The sequence below is a fragment of the Carnobacterium sp. TMP28 genome, assembly GCF_047553015.1.
GTDB lineage: Bacteria > Bacillota > Bacilli > Lactobacillales > Carnobacteriaceae > Carnobacterium_A.
The window spans coordinates 327,708-343,050 of record NZ_CP180212.1 but is presented as its reverse complement, the minus strand read 5'-3'; the positions used below and the strand labels follow the sequence as shown (position 1 = coordinate 343,050).

15 protein-coding genes and 1 tRNA gene are annotated in these 15,343 nt (G+C 35.6%); 2 read left to right on the top strand and 14 right to left on the bottom strand.

Translation table 11 applies throughout. From position 1 onward, the window contains the following. Positions 1-203: 203 nt before the first annotated feature. The 3 genes from heR to clpP all read right to left on the bottom strand — a co-directional run bounded on the left by heR (position 204) and on the right by clpP (position 2,421). Positions 204-989 carry a heliorhodopsin HeR gene (heR, locus tag ACMHYH_RS01725; RefSeq protein ID WP_414839680.1) on the bottom strand — a complete coding sequence of 262 codons (786 nt, stop codon included), beginning with the start codon at positions 987-989 and terminating at the stop codon, positions 204-206. Positions 990-1,132: 143 nt separating this feature from the next. After that, positions 1,133-1,675 (bottom strand): DsbA family protein, encoded by a 543-nt coding sequence (locus ACMHYH_RS01720; RefSeq protein WP_414839679.1) that lies wholly within the window; start codon positions 1,673-1,675, stop codon positions 1,133-1,135. A gap of 149 nt (positions 1,676-1,824) precedes the next feature. Next, a complete protein-coding gene (clpP, locus tag ACMHYH_RS01715; RefSeq protein WP_414839678.1) occupies positions 1,825-2,421 on the bottom strand; it encodes an ATP-dependent Clp endopeptidase proteolytic subunit ClpP in 597 nt (198 codons plus the stop codon). A gap of 196 nt (positions 2,422-2,617) precedes the next feature. Between clpP and ACMHYH_RS01710 the strand changes: the two genes are divergently transcribed. Beyond that, positions 2,618-2,938, top strand: coding sequence for a hypothetical protein (locus tag ACMHYH_RS01710; protein ID WP_414839677.1), 321 nt, complete (start codon positions 2,618-2,620; stop codon positions 2,936-2,938). A gap of 179 nt (positions 2,939-3,117) precedes the next feature. Here ACMHYH_RS01710 and ACMHYH_RS01705 read toward each other — a convergent pair. Next, positions 3,118-3,189, bottom strand: a tRNA-Arg gene (locus ACMHYH_RS01705). Positions 3,190-3,353: 164 nt separating this feature from the next. On the opposite strand from ACMHYH_RS01705, the gene rpoN reads away from it, so the two are divergent. Next, on the top strand, positions 3,354-4,706 hold the full coding sequence (gene rpoN / locus ACMHYH_RS01700) for an RNA polymerase factor sigma-54 (protein ID WP_414839676.1): 1,353 nt from the start codon (positions 3,354-3,356) through the stop codon (positions 4,704-4,706). Between the two features lie 95 nt (positions 4,707-4,801). On the opposite strand, the gene whiA is transcribed toward rpoN, so the two are convergent. The 10 genes from whiA to hprK all read right to left on the bottom strand — a co-directional run bounded on the left by whiA (position 4,802) and on the right by hprK (position 15,218). Beyond that, entirely contained in the window at positions 4,802-5,746 is a 945-nt protein-coding gene (whiA, locus tag ACMHYH_RS01695) for a DNA-binding protein WhiA (RefSeq protein WP_414839675.1), read from the bottom strand. Between the two features lie 36 nt (positions 5,747-5,782). Beyond that, entirely contained in the window at positions 5,783-6,796 is a 1,014-nt protein-coding gene (locus tag ACMHYH_RS01690) for a gluconeogenesis factor YvcK family protein (protein ID WP_414839674.1), read from the bottom strand. Beyond that, positions 6,793-7,683, bottom strand: coding sequence for an RNase adapter RapZ (gene rapZ, locus ACMHYH_RS01685; RefSeq protein ID WP_414839673.1), 891 nt, complete (start codon positions 7,681-7,683; stop codon positions 6,793-6,795). The genes ACMHYH_RS01690 and rapZ overlap by 4 nt, the downstream gene beginning before the upstream one ends. Before the next feature lie 151 nt (positions 7,684-7,834). Beyond that, positions 7,835-9,562 (bottom strand): phospho-sugar mutase, encoded by a 1,728-nt coding sequence (locus ACMHYH_RS01680; RefSeq protein WP_414839672.1) that lies wholly within the window; start codon positions 9,560-9,562, stop codon positions 7,835-7,837. Positions 9,563-9,711: 149 nt separating this feature from the next. Continuing rightward, the gene (gene trxB / locus ACMHYH_RS01675) at positions 9,712-10,671 is read right to left on the bottom strand and encodes a thioredoxin-disulfide reductase (protein WP_414839671.1); all 960 of its coding nucleotides are present in this window, start codon (positions 10,669-10,671) and stop codon (positions 9,712-9,714) included. A gap of 103 nt (positions 10,672-10,774) precedes the next feature. After that, positions 10,775-11,206 (bottom strand): tetratricopeptide repeat protein, encoded by a 432-nt coding sequence (locus ACMHYH_RS01670; protein ID WP_414839670.1) that lies wholly within the window; start codon positions 11,204-11,206, stop codon positions 10,775-10,777. A gap of 174 nt (positions 11,207-11,380) precedes the next feature. Further along, a complete protein-coding gene (gene galU / locus ACMHYH_RS01665; RefSeq protein ID WP_414839669.1) occupies positions 11,381-12,286 on the bottom strand; it encodes a UTP--glucose-1-phosphate uridylyltransferase GalU in 906 nt (301 codons plus the stop codon). A 45-nt stretch (positions 12,287-12,331) separates the two neighbouring features. Continuing rightward, a complete protein-coding gene (locus ACMHYH_RS01660; protein WP_414839668.1) occupies positions 12,332-13,336 on the bottom strand; it encodes an NAD(P)H-dependent glycerol-3-phosphate dehydrogenase in 1,005 nt (334 codons plus the stop codon). Between the two features lie 72 nt (positions 13,337-13,408). Beyond that, positions 13,409-14,266, bottom strand: coding sequence for a prolipoprotein diacylglyceryl transferase (gene lgt / locus ACMHYH_RS01655; RefSeq protein ID WP_414839667.1), 858 nt, complete (start codon positions 14,264-14,266; stop codon positions 13,409-13,411). 16 nt (positions 14,267-14,282) lie between these two features. After that, positions 14,283-15,218 carry an HPr(Ser) kinase/phosphatase gene (hprK, locus tag ACMHYH_RS01650; RefSeq protein ID WP_414839666.1) on the bottom strand — a complete coding sequence of 312 codons (936 nt, stop codon included), beginning with the start codon at positions 15,216-15,218 and terminating at the stop codon, positions 14,283-14,285. Between the last annotated feature and the right edge of the window lie 125 nt (positions 15,219-15,343).

The window sequence follows — 15,343 nt, the reverse complement described above, 5'->3', positions numbered from 1 at the left end:
GTGCACTGCTTTTATCCCTTACATCTACTATTGTATCATTTACTCCTTTTACTTTCAAGCTTTAAGGGGTAAACCAATGAATATTATTCGGTTTTTTTTAGCTCACTTAACTAATGAATAAGAACAACACTAGTTAAATAAAAAATAAAACCACTTAGCAGACAGTGTCTAATGAGTGGTTTTACTTTTATTTATTTAGTCTCTTAACCAGGCTGCATAACTCCTGCAAACGCTAACCATGCTAAGGCAGATTTAGCAACTAAACTTAAGATAATATAAGCACGTTCTCCATAAAGATAGTTTTTCCAAGGTCCAACTTTTTTATACTGTAAAATCATATTTATTGGAAATAGATTAAAGAAAACAAAATAAGTTCCTGCTAAAGCATATACGAACCAAGGAACTTCTGAAGGATCGGCATTTCCAAATGCATATAGTAAGATAACTACCCATGGAACGAATCCGGCAATTGTTCCAAAAATAAATGACTTCCAATCGGTTGTTTTTCTGTAGTAAGTCATTTCTTCCATAACTAAACCGAATAAATTCATCGTGGCATTAAGAACAAACATTAAGATAAGTGATCCGATATCGTATACACCAAACAACATAGCAATCAAAATAATCATCAATGATGAGCTAATCGCATATTCATACCATCTAAAGCGGTTCATGTTTCTTTCTAAATCTTTGTTGTATATTTTATTCCCCCAAGGCGTCACAATGATAAAGTGTGCTAAGGCAGAAATAAATAAAAATAATGAAACCATTATTCCAAATGGCGCACTAAACAACTCTTTTTCTTCCGTTAACAATCTCATTTGAGTTGTATCGAATGTCAGGAAATAAGACCGAATAGGAATTTTGAAATTAGCAATCTTATCAATAAAAATAGCAAAACCGAGCATGAGGCTTCCTTGAACTAAGTGCAATAAGCCCATAATAATATTAAATCTTTTCAGCGATTTGAAATCTATTGCTTTAGCCATTAAAATCACTCCTTTTTTTAGTTGAACTAGAACTTGCATTTTATTGCTCTAGTTCACTTTTTTTATACTTTTTATTACATTAATTGTACACTTTTTTCTTACATATAACTATTTATATGTTTCGCTAGTTAAAATTCTACTGTCTATTTATTCGCTGAATTCAACTTGTTTTCAATTAACCTTTGTAATTCGTCCACTGTAATGTGCTCATCAAAAATCTCTTCTCCAATAAAAACCGATGGAACTAGTTCTACATTAGCCCGAACAGCTTCTTCAATGATACCTGCTACTTGTTTTTCATTTGACTGCACTGTTAGATTACGCTTCTCCTCAACATACGCTGCAATCTTATCGAGATTATTCAAATTGCCCCATTCACCTTGTTTATCATAAAAGTACTCTATTTCTCTTAAAGCAGACTCAGGAGAAGAGTAATCTAGATAACGATGAACGACGTTTCCTTTTCTCAAATGAGGGGTCTCTTTATCGTAATGCTTAATGATGCGTTGTACCTTGCCTTCTTCTACATATTTAGCTAAGAGCTCCTTCGAATCATTGTGCCATTTCTTACAAAAAGGGCAACTTACGTTAATAAATTCAATAACTTTAACTGGTGCATCTGGATTTCCAATTTTTAATCCATAAATAGTTTCTACTTCTTTTGCTTTTATCTTGCTAATATCCATTGTAAAATCCCCTTTGCTCTTTAGTACTGTATAGTATAAAGAAAATTTGACACAAGTGTTACCATTTTGAATTATCTTCTTACAATTCATTTTTATCTCTTTTAGAAAAATAAAAAAGATGAAGGTTTATTCCCTCATCTCGCTTATTCTTATCCTTTTAAATCTGAACTATTTTCCATAATTTCGTCAATCAATCCGTATGCTTTAGAATCTTCAGCCGACATGTAGTTATCGCGATCTGTGTCACGTTCAATAACTTCAATCGGTTGACCAGTGCGCTCAGATAAGATTTTATTTAAACGAGCACGTGTTTTCAAAATATGACGTGCTGCAATTTCTATTTCTGTCGCTTGTCCTTGCGCTCCACCAAGTGGCTGGTGAATCATTACTTCAGCATTCGGTAACGCATAACGTTTTCCTTTAGTTCCAGCTGTTAACAAGAAGCTTCCCATTGAAGCAGCCATTCCCATAGCAATTGTTTGAACATCTGCTTTAATAAAGTTCATTGTATCGTAGATAGCAAATCCAGCTGTTACGCTTCCTCCTGGAGAGTTGATATAAATATAAATATCTTTTTCCGGATCTTGAGCATCCAAAAATAATAGTTGAGCGATTACTGAGTTTGCTACGTCATCATTGATTTCTCCACTTAACATAATGATACGGTCTTTTAATAAACGAGAATAGATGTCGTATGCACGCTCGCCTCTTGATGATTGTTCTATTACTGTAGGGATTAAATTCATAACTTGTTTCCTCCTTAAAATGGTATTCTTTTGTATTGTAACATAAACTTCTTTTAGTCTTGCTATTTTGTATTTTACCCTTTTGGTCAGCTAAGGTCAAATAATAGAATTGGTTCATAAAAAATTAGCGTTATTACTTATTGTGAGTACAATTAAAGTATACTCACGTGAATGAATTAGTAAAAGGAGATTAAATATGGAAACGAGAAGAAACACGAACTCTTACTTTGACGGAGGATTACTTAGTTTTATCGGATGGAATCTTCTAGGATTAGCAGTCACTGTCCTTACTTTAGGGATTTGCTACCCTTGGGCATTATGTATGGTTTACGGTTGGAAAATTAATCATACCGTTGTAGAAGGAAAAAGAATGAAGTTTATTGGTTCAGCAGTTGGATTATTTGGGCATTGGATTAAGTGGTTCGTCTTATCCATTATCACTTTTGGCCTCTATAGCTTTTGGGTTTCTATTAAACTAGAGGACTGGAAAGCAAGAAACACCGTGTTTTCAAACTGAATACCCTTACTAGACTTGCTTGTTCATTGCAAGTCTATTTTTTTAGAACTAGTTTCATTTTTTAGAACAATAAAATAAAAAAGCATCTACTATCTTAGAAGATGAAAGCCTCCGATAGTGGATGTTTTTATAACATTACTTTCCTTATCTGTTAAATAAGCGTTTAGTTATCTTACTAATGCCTCCTGGGGGAATCGAACCCTCATCTCAAGAACCGGAATCTTACGTGCTATCCATTACACCAAGGAGACAATTGAACCATTCCTAGCTCATTCATTTTAGCTGATATTTCATAAAAAAACAAGGGCTTTAACTAACCTATACTTTTTCAAACTCTAGGGTTAGATAGAAAATACGCTCATTCTTTGTGTTACAATGCTAGTGTACCTATCATTTTATCAAAGGAGGCCGCTACATGAATATTGAACAATCTTTTTCTCAACAACAAAATCAAGTTCAAAAAATGGCCATGACCCACCAACTCCAACAGTCTATCCAAATGTTGCAATACAATCAAGAAGATTTACTGAGTTTCTTAAACCAGAAGGCTTTAGGAAACCCCTTAATTGAAGTAAGTGTCCCACAAGAGCGACTAATTGAAAACTTTCCAACAACCCTTACTTATAATCCAGAAGATGATGAAACCAATTATATGAATCAAATTCCAGACACTTACTTGTCTTTATTTGAATATATTTCTGAACAAATCCATTTAACTATGCGTGATACTCGTTTAAGAGAACTGGTCATCTGGCTAAGTGAATACTTAGATACCAATGGCTATTTAACGATTACACTAGAAGAAGCTGAACAATTAACAAAAGCGCAGCCACTTCAAATTCTTGATGCACTTGTTTTACTCCAACAGCTAGAACCAAGTGGCGTTGGGGCTAGAAATTTACAAGAATGCTTAATGCTTCAAACAGAACGTCACGAAGATGCACCTAATATGGCTTATATTATTTTAGAAGAAGAATTCGATCTTCTTACAACTCGTAAGTGGAAAGAAATTACTAGAAAATTAGATATCTCATTAAATGAAATACAACGTATCTTTGATTTTATTCAAACACTAACCCCTTATCCAGGTGCATTATTTAATGGAGAAAAAGAGCAATTTCTCAAACCAGATTTATTTGTTGAAATAGATTCTAAAGAACTAAAAGTCATTTCTATTAAGTCTGGATTGCCTATTATTGCATTTCAGTCCTCTTATTACGAGGATATGATGCAAGTAAAGGATAAAGATGTCACTCATTTTATTAAAGAAAAGCAAGCTGAGTACGAATGGCTCCAACGCAGTCTGACACAAAGAGGCGATACGATTTTACGTGTCGGAACAGCTATCGTAAAAAAACAAAAAGGATTCTTTATTTTACCTGATCATCCTATTCAACCTTTAACATTAAAAGATATAGCAACTGAACTCGAGGTACATGAGTCCACGGTTAGTCGTTCGATTAATGACAAATATTTAGAAACAACTTTCGGAATTTTTGAATTAAAACACTTTTTTACAAATGCCTTAAATGTCCTAGCATCAGAAGACTCAGCCTCTCAATCATCTGAATTGGTTTCTACAAATGAAGTTAAAAAGAAATTAACCTATTTTATTGAGTCTGAGAATAAGCAAAAGCCTTTATCTGATCAAAAGCTAGCAGAGTTATTAGCAAAAGACGGAGTCGAAATATCACGCAGAACCGTTGCTAAGTACCGCGAAGCTCTTTTGATCCCAACCTCTCTCAAACGCAAACGTTTTGAAGAGTAACAACTTTTCTTGAAACTACAGAAAAATCCTCACAAACTGAGTATCGCTGCACAGTTTGTGGGGATTTTTTTGTTCTTTAACATTTGAAATCAATCTTAATGATTTACAGTAGGTTGGTTTCTTAATTTTTCTGCTAGTTCATTTATTCTACGTAAACGGTGATTAATCCCTGATTTACTGATTTGACCACTAGGAATCATCTCTCCTAGTTCTTTTAAAGAAACTTCAGGAGATTGAAGTCTTGCTAAAGCAATCTCTTGTAATTTATCTGGTAATTTATCTAGTCCCATTACATCATCAATGAACTTAATGCTTTCTATTTGTTTAGTAGCTGCGTCAATTACTTTATTTAAGTTCGCATTCTCACAATTCACTAAACGATTAACAGAATTTCGCATATCTCGCACGATACGCACATCTTCAAATTTCAACATCCCACTCGTCGCACCTATGAGTGCTAAAAAATCAGCAATTTTTTCTCCCTCTTTTAAATAAGTAATGAACCCATTGCGTCTTTCTAATGTTCGAGCATTCATATCAAAATAATTCATCATCTGACAGATATCATCATTGTGCTCAGTATAATTAGAATAGATTTCCAAATGGTACCGACTAGTCTCTGGATTGTTGACCGAGCCTCCAGCTAAAAAGGAACCTCTCAAATAAGAACGCATTTTTTGAGAGTTCGTCATAATCTCTTCTGGAACATGACTGTGTATAATCATCCCGTCCATAATCGATAAATCAGATAAAACGGTTTGTGTCCCTCTTTTTAATCGTACAACGTAGACATTGTTTTTCTTTAATTTCATTTTCCGTCGAACCAACAATTCACTTTCAACAGAAAAATGATCCTTTAGCAGGATATAAATTCTTCTTGCAATTGCTGCATTTTCTGTTTGAATATTTAGTACAAATTTTTTATTTACTAAACTAACCGTTCCGTTCATTCGAATTAATGCTGCTAATTCTGCTCTAGCGTGTTCTCGATGAACTTCTAATTGGGTAAGTTCTTTTTTGACTTCCGAAGCATAAGACACTTATGTCCACCTCCTTTACCTTTCCTTGCTCATTCGTTAGGCTTTGGCATAGCGAATACGATTTGTTTCATAAGCTAATCGGAATAATTCTTCTACCACTTTGTCTCCATCATGAAAAACTCCTTCATCTCTAAACAAAAGGAAATTATCTGAAATAACACGTGGGACTTCTTTCGATAAGCCTGTAAAATTATGTGAAACTTGTACTAAGTACTCTTCGTATTTTGTATAATTCACATAATCTTTAGGAACGTGTTCCGTATTAACCAACACCGTATCTATGAATCTTTTCCCTAAATGTTTATGCAAGACATCGACATGATCTGAGTCTGTAAAGTTTTCTGTTTCGCCTAACTGAGTCATGATGTTACAAATATAAACCACTTCAGCTTTCGTATCCACTACAGCTTGCCCCAAGTCCCCAATCATTAAATTAGGCAAAATACTTGTAAATAAGCTACCCGGTCCTAATACAACCATATCTGCTTCATGAATGGCTTTTAAAACTTCTCGAGAAGCTTTTACTTCATGATTGTCATCATTTGCTGTAATATAAACTCTTTCAATTTTTTTACTCGCTTTTACAATTTTAGATTCTCCAACAATCTTTGATCCATCTTCAAAAATGGCATGCAAAAGTAAAGGCTCTTCTGCTGCAGGATAAACATGTCCATCAACACCCATCATTTCTGCTAAAGTCTGAATCGCTTCAAAAATATTGCCTTGCATTTCTGCCATAGCAGCAATAATTAGATTCCCAATAGAATGACCTGCTAAAAAATTATCTTTTGTATCGAATCGGTATTGAAAGATATCTTTGTGCTGTTCAGGCATATTAGAAAGCGAGAGCAAGACATTTCTAATATCTCCTGGAGGAACAACATTTGCATAATGGCGCAACGAACCACTACTGCCACCATCGTCAGCAACAGTCACAATGGCTGTAACATCTGCTTGTTTTGCTTTTAACCCTTGTAAAATAACAGGTAACCCGGTTCCGCCACCTATTACAACTATTTTAGGTTTTCTGACTTTTCTTTCATTTATCATGATCGGTTAACCGTTTCTTTAATTTTTTCCTTATCACGATGAGTAATGTGAACCGGATACCCATCTGTTGTGATTTTTTGTCCAATTCTTTCCGTAAGAGCTACTGAACGGTGCTTTCCACCAGTACATCCAATAGCAATCGTAACGTTGTTTTTCCCTTCTTTTTTATAACCAGGTAAAATAACGTCTAACAATTCAGTAAATTTACGATAGAAAACTTCCGTTTCAGGCTGTTTCATAACGTATTCATATACAGGCTTGTCCACACCTGTCAACGGTCTTAGACTATCTATATAATGAGGGTTTGGTAAAAAACGAACATCCATGACTACATCTGCATCGATAGGTAGACCATATTTAAAACCAAATGAAACCAACTCAATCCGGAATAAATCTGCTCCAGCTCTTTCATTAAATGTTGTTTGGATTTCTTCTCTTAATTTACGTGGCGTCAAATGACTCGTATTGATGACCTTTTGAGCACGTCCTTTAATTTCATTAAGCAATTCGCGCTCTTTTTTGATACCTTCTATTACTCGGTCATTCATAGCTAAAGGATGTGTTCTTCTTGTTTCTTTATAACGAGAAACAAGTTCTTCGTCATCTGCTTCTAAAAATAAAATTTTTGTCGTGATGAAAGTTGTATTATCCATTCCTTCCAACGCAGTAATAATTTCATCAAAAAATGCACGTGAGCGTAAATCAATCACCAATGCAATTTTAGTTAATTTTCCAGATTCTCTTACTAATTCCCAAAATTTAGGCAACAAACTTGGAGGCATATTATCTACACAAAAATAACCCATGTCTTCAAAGCTCTGCATGGCTACTGTCTTACCTGCACCACTCATACCTGTAATAATAACTAATTCTAAATTTTCTACCATTTTTGGCATTCTCCTTTGTGTTCTCATTCTGTGAGCACTTCTGTCATTATAACATTCCGGGTGTGTCATGTATAGCTAAGTTTATTTTTGATCCTTTACTCATAGCCAAAAGCCATAATAAGCACCTAGGCTCATTATGGCTTTCATAAAATTAATCTTTTACTACAATGGCAATGGTGGCTTCAAAGTCTTCTAGCTTTCTTTTTACTTCACTAGCAGATGTCGCAAAAGATCCAATATAGAATTTTATTTTTGGTTCTGTACCTGATGGTCGAATAGCTATCCAACTGCCATCCACCATTTTGTATTTCAAGACGTTAGATGAAGGCATAGCGATGGTTTCTTTTGTACCATCGCTATAGAGACGTTCTCTCGTTTCAAAATCTTCAGCATATTCTACACCGATTCCAGCAAATTCTCTTGGTGTTTCTTTTCTAAACTTAGCAATTAAAGCTTTTATTTTCTCAGCACCTTCAATGCCATCCATCGTCATAGAGATTGTTTTCTCTTGATAGTGACCAAATTGGTGGTAAATATCTTGAAGACCGTCATAAAGTGTTTTGTCTTGTTCTTTATAAAAAGCGGCAACTTCAGCAATTAGAACAAGCGCTTGAATAGCGTCTTTATCACGAACAAATGATTTCACTAAGTAACCATAACTTTCTTCAAAACCAAATAAGAATGTTTGACTATTATCTGTTTCATATTGTTTAATTTTCTCTGCGATGAATTTAAAACCCGTTAAAACATCAACCATTTTTACTCCAAATTGTTCTGCAATCACTGTTGGCAATTCACTAGATACAATTGATTTTAAAACGACTCCATTCTCAGGTAAGGTTCCTTTTTGTCTTTGCGTTGTTAATAAATAATGAAGCATTAAACTAGCAATTTGATTACCTGTTAGTACTTCATAATTGCCAACTGTTGTTTTAACAGCTATTCCTAAACGGTCAGCATCTGGATCCGTCGCAACTAAAAGGTCCGCATCAATTTCTTTTCCTAAGCGAAGAGCGTATTCAAATGCTGCTGGATCTTCAGGGTTCGGTGATTTCACCGTAGAAAAATCTGGATCTGCAACCGCTTGTTCTGGAACAACAGTGATGCCTTTAAATCCTGCATTAGCTAATGCACGCTCGCCCAACATCTGACCAGTACCGTGTAAAGGTGTAAAGACAAGTTTCATCTTGTCACTCATTCGCTCAATCAATTTAGAATCAATCGTAACCGACTTGACCTGTTCAAGATAAAGTTGATCCATCTCTTCACCTAAACTAGTTAATAATCCTTTAGCTTTAAGTTCTTCTTCTGAAATGACGTCGACCGTTAAACTATTTTCAACATTCCTTACATATGAAGTTAAAGCATCCGCTTCTTTTGGAGGCATTTGCCCGCCGTCTTCGCCGTATACTTTGTATCCATTATAAGCTGCTGGATTGTGACTGGCTGTAATCATGATTCCAGCATAAGCATTTAACTGACGAACAGCAAATGATAATTCTGGCGTAGGACGTAAACTTTCAAAAACAAATGAAGGAATATTATGAGCGCCTAATGTTTTTGCAGCTTCCATAGCGAATTCTGGAGACTGGTGTCTTGAATCATAAGCAATCGCGACACCACGCTTTTTACTGTCTTCTCCCAAGCTATCCATAAACAATGCTAAACCTTCTGTTGCTTGACGAATTGTGTAAGGATTCATTCGGTTGATTCCAACACCAATTATCCCACGCATTCCAGCAGTACCAAATTCTAAGGGAGCATAAAAAGCATCTTCTAGCTTGTGCTTATCTCCTTTTAAAGTAAGCAATTCAGCTTTTAATGTTTCATCTAGCGCTTCAAAATTATCCCATATTTCATAGGTTTGTTCCCAAGTCATATTTAATCATCCTTTACTATTTGATAGAAAACGTTTAACTTATTCTTTTTTTAAGTATACCATTTATCTTATTTTCTTTCATTAGAATTACACCGCAAAAAAAGCAAGAGACTAGCACAATCACTAGTCTCTTGCTGTATTTACAGAACTTATTTTACGGCTTCTGCTTCTAAAGACTCATTAAGTCTTTCGATATAATGGAAAACATTGTCTCCAGCTAAGCTACCGTCTCCAACAGCCGTTGCAATTTGGCGCAATGGTGTTAAACGCACATCACCAATTGCGAAAATCCCAGGAATCGCTGTTTCCATTCGCTCGTTTGTTTTAATCCAACCTTCTTCATCTGTAATACCTAAATCTCTAAATTGAGTAGAATTTGGTAAAATACCTACATAAATGAAAACACCATCTGCAGGAGCATCGCTAAATTCACCTGTTAACGTATCTTTTAATTTTACTCCAGTCACTTTCATGTCATCACCAAAAATAGTCTCAACCGTTGCGTTCCAGATAAAGTCTATTTTTTCATTTTTAAAGGCACGTTCTTGTAATACTTTTTGTGCTCTTAGTTCATCACGTCGGTGAACAATGGTTACTTTTTCAGCAAACTGAGTCAAGTATGTTCCTTCTTCTACGGCTGCATCGCCACCACCAATTACCATTAAATGCTTGTTTTTGAAAAAGGCACCATCACAAACAGCGCAATAAGAAACGCCTCGTCCGTTGTATTGATCTTCGCCATCTGCTCCTAATTTACGGTGTTCAGCACCTGTTGCAATCACAATGGCTTTTGCTTTGTATTCTTTTTTGCCTGAGATGACTGTTTTGTATTCACGGCCATCAATAATTTGTTTGATATCGCCATAAATATGCTCTGCTCCAAAACGTTTAGCCCCTTGGTACATATTCTCAGAAAGTTCAGGTCCTTTAATACTACTAAATCCTGAGTAATTTTCTACTTCAGCGGTATTCATCATTTGCCCACCTGGTACTCCTCGTTCTATCATCAATGTGCTTAAGTTTGAACGTGAAGCATATAAAGCTGCTGTTAGACCACCGGGGCCAGCTCCTATAATAATTACATCATATATTTTTTCTGTTGTTTCCATAGTATATCTCCTTTAAATTCAGTCAATTTATCACTTATTCCTTCATTCTACACTGTATAATAAAAAACTTCCATCTATTTGCTTACTAAATGGAAGTTAATTTTTAATAGTCTTTTATTTCAATTTCAATAACTTGCTTCAATGACTCTGCTTCCTCGGTAAAATCACCATCTGGTTCCAGTTCTAAATACTGGATAACTAATTCCAATGATTTTTCCAACTCATCTAAAAAGGCATAGTTATTGGCTTGGAAATAGTAAGCTTCAGGAAAAATATCTCCATCACTCTGAATTAATTCCTCTAGAATTTCCATTGATTCACTAAACTCACCTGTTTGTTGATGACAAATAGCTAACTGGCAAAGAGCAAAAACTCTTTCTTCCTCCGTTTTACTTAGCGTACTTGCACGTAAGAGGTACTCTTTAGCCTTTGTCATATCGTTTTTTTGGAAAGCTTTAATTCCTCTTTGAAAATAAAAGTCACTAGTTGGAATAAATGGGATAATGATTGCTTTTTCATTTTCCGTTTCTGACATTTGGCTTCCTCCTCTTCATTGCACTTTAATTTGATAAGCCAGTATAGCACATAGGCACTTACTTTCATATCCCTATCTAATCTTTATTTTGAGTAGCTAACGACAATAAAAAAAGCGTTCCATCGCACCACCTATTGAGGTGAGCGACTTCTCGCTAATATTATTGCTGTCACTCTATTTGTTGTCTTTTTCTTTTTTATCTTCTTCTTCAAGTTTTTGACCTATTTCAATAATGTACTCACGCAAAGCGTCTTTTACTTCATTGTGTTTCAAGCCATATTGAATACTTGTTTTCAAGAAGCCAAATTTATCCCCAACATCAAAACGCTGTCCTTTAAACTCATGTGCGAAAACACGCTGCGTTTTATTTAGCGTATCAATGGCATCTGTTAATTGAATTTCTCCACCTGCACCTGGTTCTTGATTTTCTAGAATATCAAAAATTTCAGGAGTCAACAGGTACCGTCCAATGATCGCTAAGTCACTTGGTGCATCTTCTGGTTTTGGCTTTTCTACAAAGCTTCGTACGTTATACGTCGTTTCATCTACTTGTCCTTCAGGATCAATAATACCATATTTAGATGTATCTTCATGAGGCACTTTCATTACTGCAATATGAGAAGCATGCGTTTTATCGTACCCATTCATCAATTGTTTAGTTAGTGGTACTTCATCTTCCATCAAGTCATCTCCAAGCATAACAACAAATGGCTCATTTCCGATAAAGGCTTTTGCTTGTAAAACAGCATGACCCAATCCTTTTGGATAAGATTGACGGACGAAAAATAGATTCAACCCCGTTGTTTCTTCTACTAGTTCTAAAAGGGCTAGCTTATCTTTGGCTCTTAAATTTTCTTCCAATTCTGGGTTTGAATCAAAATGATCTTCAATCGGACGTTTGCTTTTACCTGTTACAATCAAAATATCTTCAATGCCTGAATTAATCGCTTCTTCTACAATAAATTGAATCGTTGGTTTATCAACGATTGGCAGCATTTCTTTAGCCATTGCTTTTGTAGCAGGTAAGAAACGAGTTCCTAACCCTGCAGCTGGAATAACGGCTTTACGGACTTTTTGCATGTCTATTTTCCTCCAATAGTTTACTTTTAATCAACGTAGTTTTTATTAGCTTTCAGATTTCCCGTCACGTTTCATTAAGGAATCTACAACCTCTTTAACATTCGCTTGATTGTATAGCACATCGTAAATTGCTGCAGTAATTGGCATTTCTATGTTTCTTTCTTTTGCCAATTCGTAGACTGCTTTAGTCGTTGTTATTCCTTCAGCAACCATATCCATATGTGCTAACGTTTCTGTTACTGTCATACCTTTTCCTAAAAAATTACCGGCTTGCCAGTTTCGTGAATGCACACTTGTACACGTCACAATCAAGTCCCCAACTCCACTAAGTCCAATAAACGTTAAAGGATCCGCTCCAAAAGCAACTCCTAAGCGACTAATTTCTGCTAGCCCCCTAGTCATTAAAGCTGCTTTAGCGTTATCTCCGTAACCTAAACCATGAAGAGCTCCTGCTCCAAGTGCAATAATATTCTTTAATGCTGCTCCAAGTTCTACTCCAATGATGTCTTTGTTTGTATAAACTCTAAAATAATCATTCATGAATAATTGTTGCACAAATGTAGCAGATTCTAAATCAGACGATGCTGCAGTGATTGTCGTTAAGTCTTTAACTGCTACTTCTTCCGCATGACTAGGTCCTGATAAAACAACAACGGCTTTGCGTTTCGCTGCGGAAATTTCTTCTTCTAAAATAATAGAAATGCGCTTATGTGTTTCTTGTTCTAATCCTTTACTTGCGTGAATGACTACAACTGGCTTTTTCAAACTAGCCTCTACTTTCTTAGCTACATCACGAATGGCTTTCGTTGGAACAACAAACAAAACAGCGTCAACTGAATCCAATACTTCTGTTAAGTCAGTAAAAGCTTTTATCTTTTTTGAAAGAATAGCTTCTGGTAAATAATCTTTATTTGTATGGAATTGATTGATTTCATCAACTTGCTCTTGGCTATGGCTCCACAAACGAACTTCATGACCGTTTTCTTCAAGAACCATTGATAAAGCCGTGCCCCATGAACCAGCACCTAATAGTGCAATTTTAGTCAACATGCTCTTTCATCACTCCTTAGTCCTATTTTCATCTACTTATCTTTTAAAAAAATTGAAAGGTCACATAGCTTTTTAGGTTAGTTTTGTTTGTTCTTTTTCTTCGTTTTTACTCAATCCATCTAAGTAATAAGGTACTGGTGGATAATCTCTTCTTCTCAGAATCCAGATAATCAATGCCCCTACAAACAAAACAAGGGATAAAGCTTGAGATACGCGTAACCAGTCCACCAACATTAGACTATCTGTTCGTAGCCCTTCGATAAAGAAACGGCCCAATGAATACCATAAAACATAGGATAGTGCTACTTCACCACGACGCAACAAAGACTTGCGATTTCGCACTAAAACAATGACTATAAATCCAGCTAGACTCCATAAGGACTCGTAAAGAAACGTTGGTTGATAATATGTTCCATTAATGTTCATTTGATTGATAATAAAATCAGGTAAGTAAAGATTTTCTAGAAAACTTCTCGTTACTTCTCCACCATGTGCTTCTTGGTTAATAAAGTTTCCCCAACGTCCAATCGCTTGCGCTAGTAAGACGTTCGGCACGAGCACATCTAACATCAACCAGATAGGAATACCGTGCTTTTTAGTATACCAATAAATCGTTAAGCCTCCTGCAATCAACCCCCCATAAATAGCTATTCCGCCGTTCCAAATAGCTATAATTTCACCAGGGTTTTGCAAGTAATAATCTAATTTAAAGATGACGTAGTACAAACGTGCTCCAATAAATGCTATTGGCAATGCCCATAGCGCCATATCAATGATATGATCTCCTTCAATCCCACGTTTTTTTGCTTCACGAGTACTTAAAAAAATTGCTACAAAAATAGCAGAGGCAATAATAACGCCATACCAGTGAACCTCAAGTGGCCCTAGTGAAAATGCAATCGGATTAATTGCACTAAATAAAAAACTCATCTTTTAATCTCCTTTTTTAAGCTTCTTCAGAATTTGTTTTTATTAACTTTTCAAGATTTCTTTCAAATGTCTCTGTTGCATTATGGCCCATTTGCTTGGCTCTGTGGTTCATTGCGGCTGCTTCAATGATAACAGATAGATTTCTTCCTGTTTTAACTGGAATAGAAATTAAAGGCACGTCTACGTTTTGAATCCTTCTTTTTCCATCAGCTGATCCTAAACGATCAAATTTTGTATTCTTGTCCCATAGTTCCAAATTAACAATTAAATTAACCACCTTACTTAAGCGAATAGATCCTACTCCAAATAAACTCGCCACATCGATGATTCCTACTCCACGAATCTCAAGTAAGTTACGTAGAATTTCAGGTGGCTCACCGATTAAACGATTTTCGCCGACAACGTGAAGTTCAACTCTATCGTCAGCTACTAAACGGTGGCCTCGTTGAATCAGTTCTAAAGCTGTTTCACTTTTCCCAACACCGCTGTCACCAGTAATAATGACACCCATCCCATAAATATCGATTAGTACACCATGAACAGACTCACGTTCAGCTAATCGCTCTTCTAAAAAATTTGTAACATTACTGGCCAAACGAGTTGTTGCATACGATGCTGATAATAATGGAATGTCATTTTCAGTCGTAGCTTGAATCAATTCTTTGGGCAATGCCATATCGCGAGAAACTAGAAACGCAGGTGTTTCTGGTTGACACATCCGACGAAAAACCATTAAACGCTCATCACTAGACATTCGTTCTGAAAATGAAATTTCTGTTCTACCAAATAATTGTAGCCGTTCTTTTGGATAATAATTAAAGTATCCAGTTAATTCTAGACCCGGTCTTGAAAGGTCTGTTGTTTGAATAGTTCTAGTTAAAAAATCCTCTCCGTTATGTACAACTAACTTTAGAGAGTCTACTAATTCTTTTACTGTTACATTGTTAGCCATACTCTATTCTCCTCTAAGCTCCATTTTGCTGGTTGCTATTATTTATCCCTAATTGATTTTCTAAAAAAGTTGCTTCCGCTTTCTATTTTACCATTTTAAACTAGGCTAATAAAGAGAATCACGCA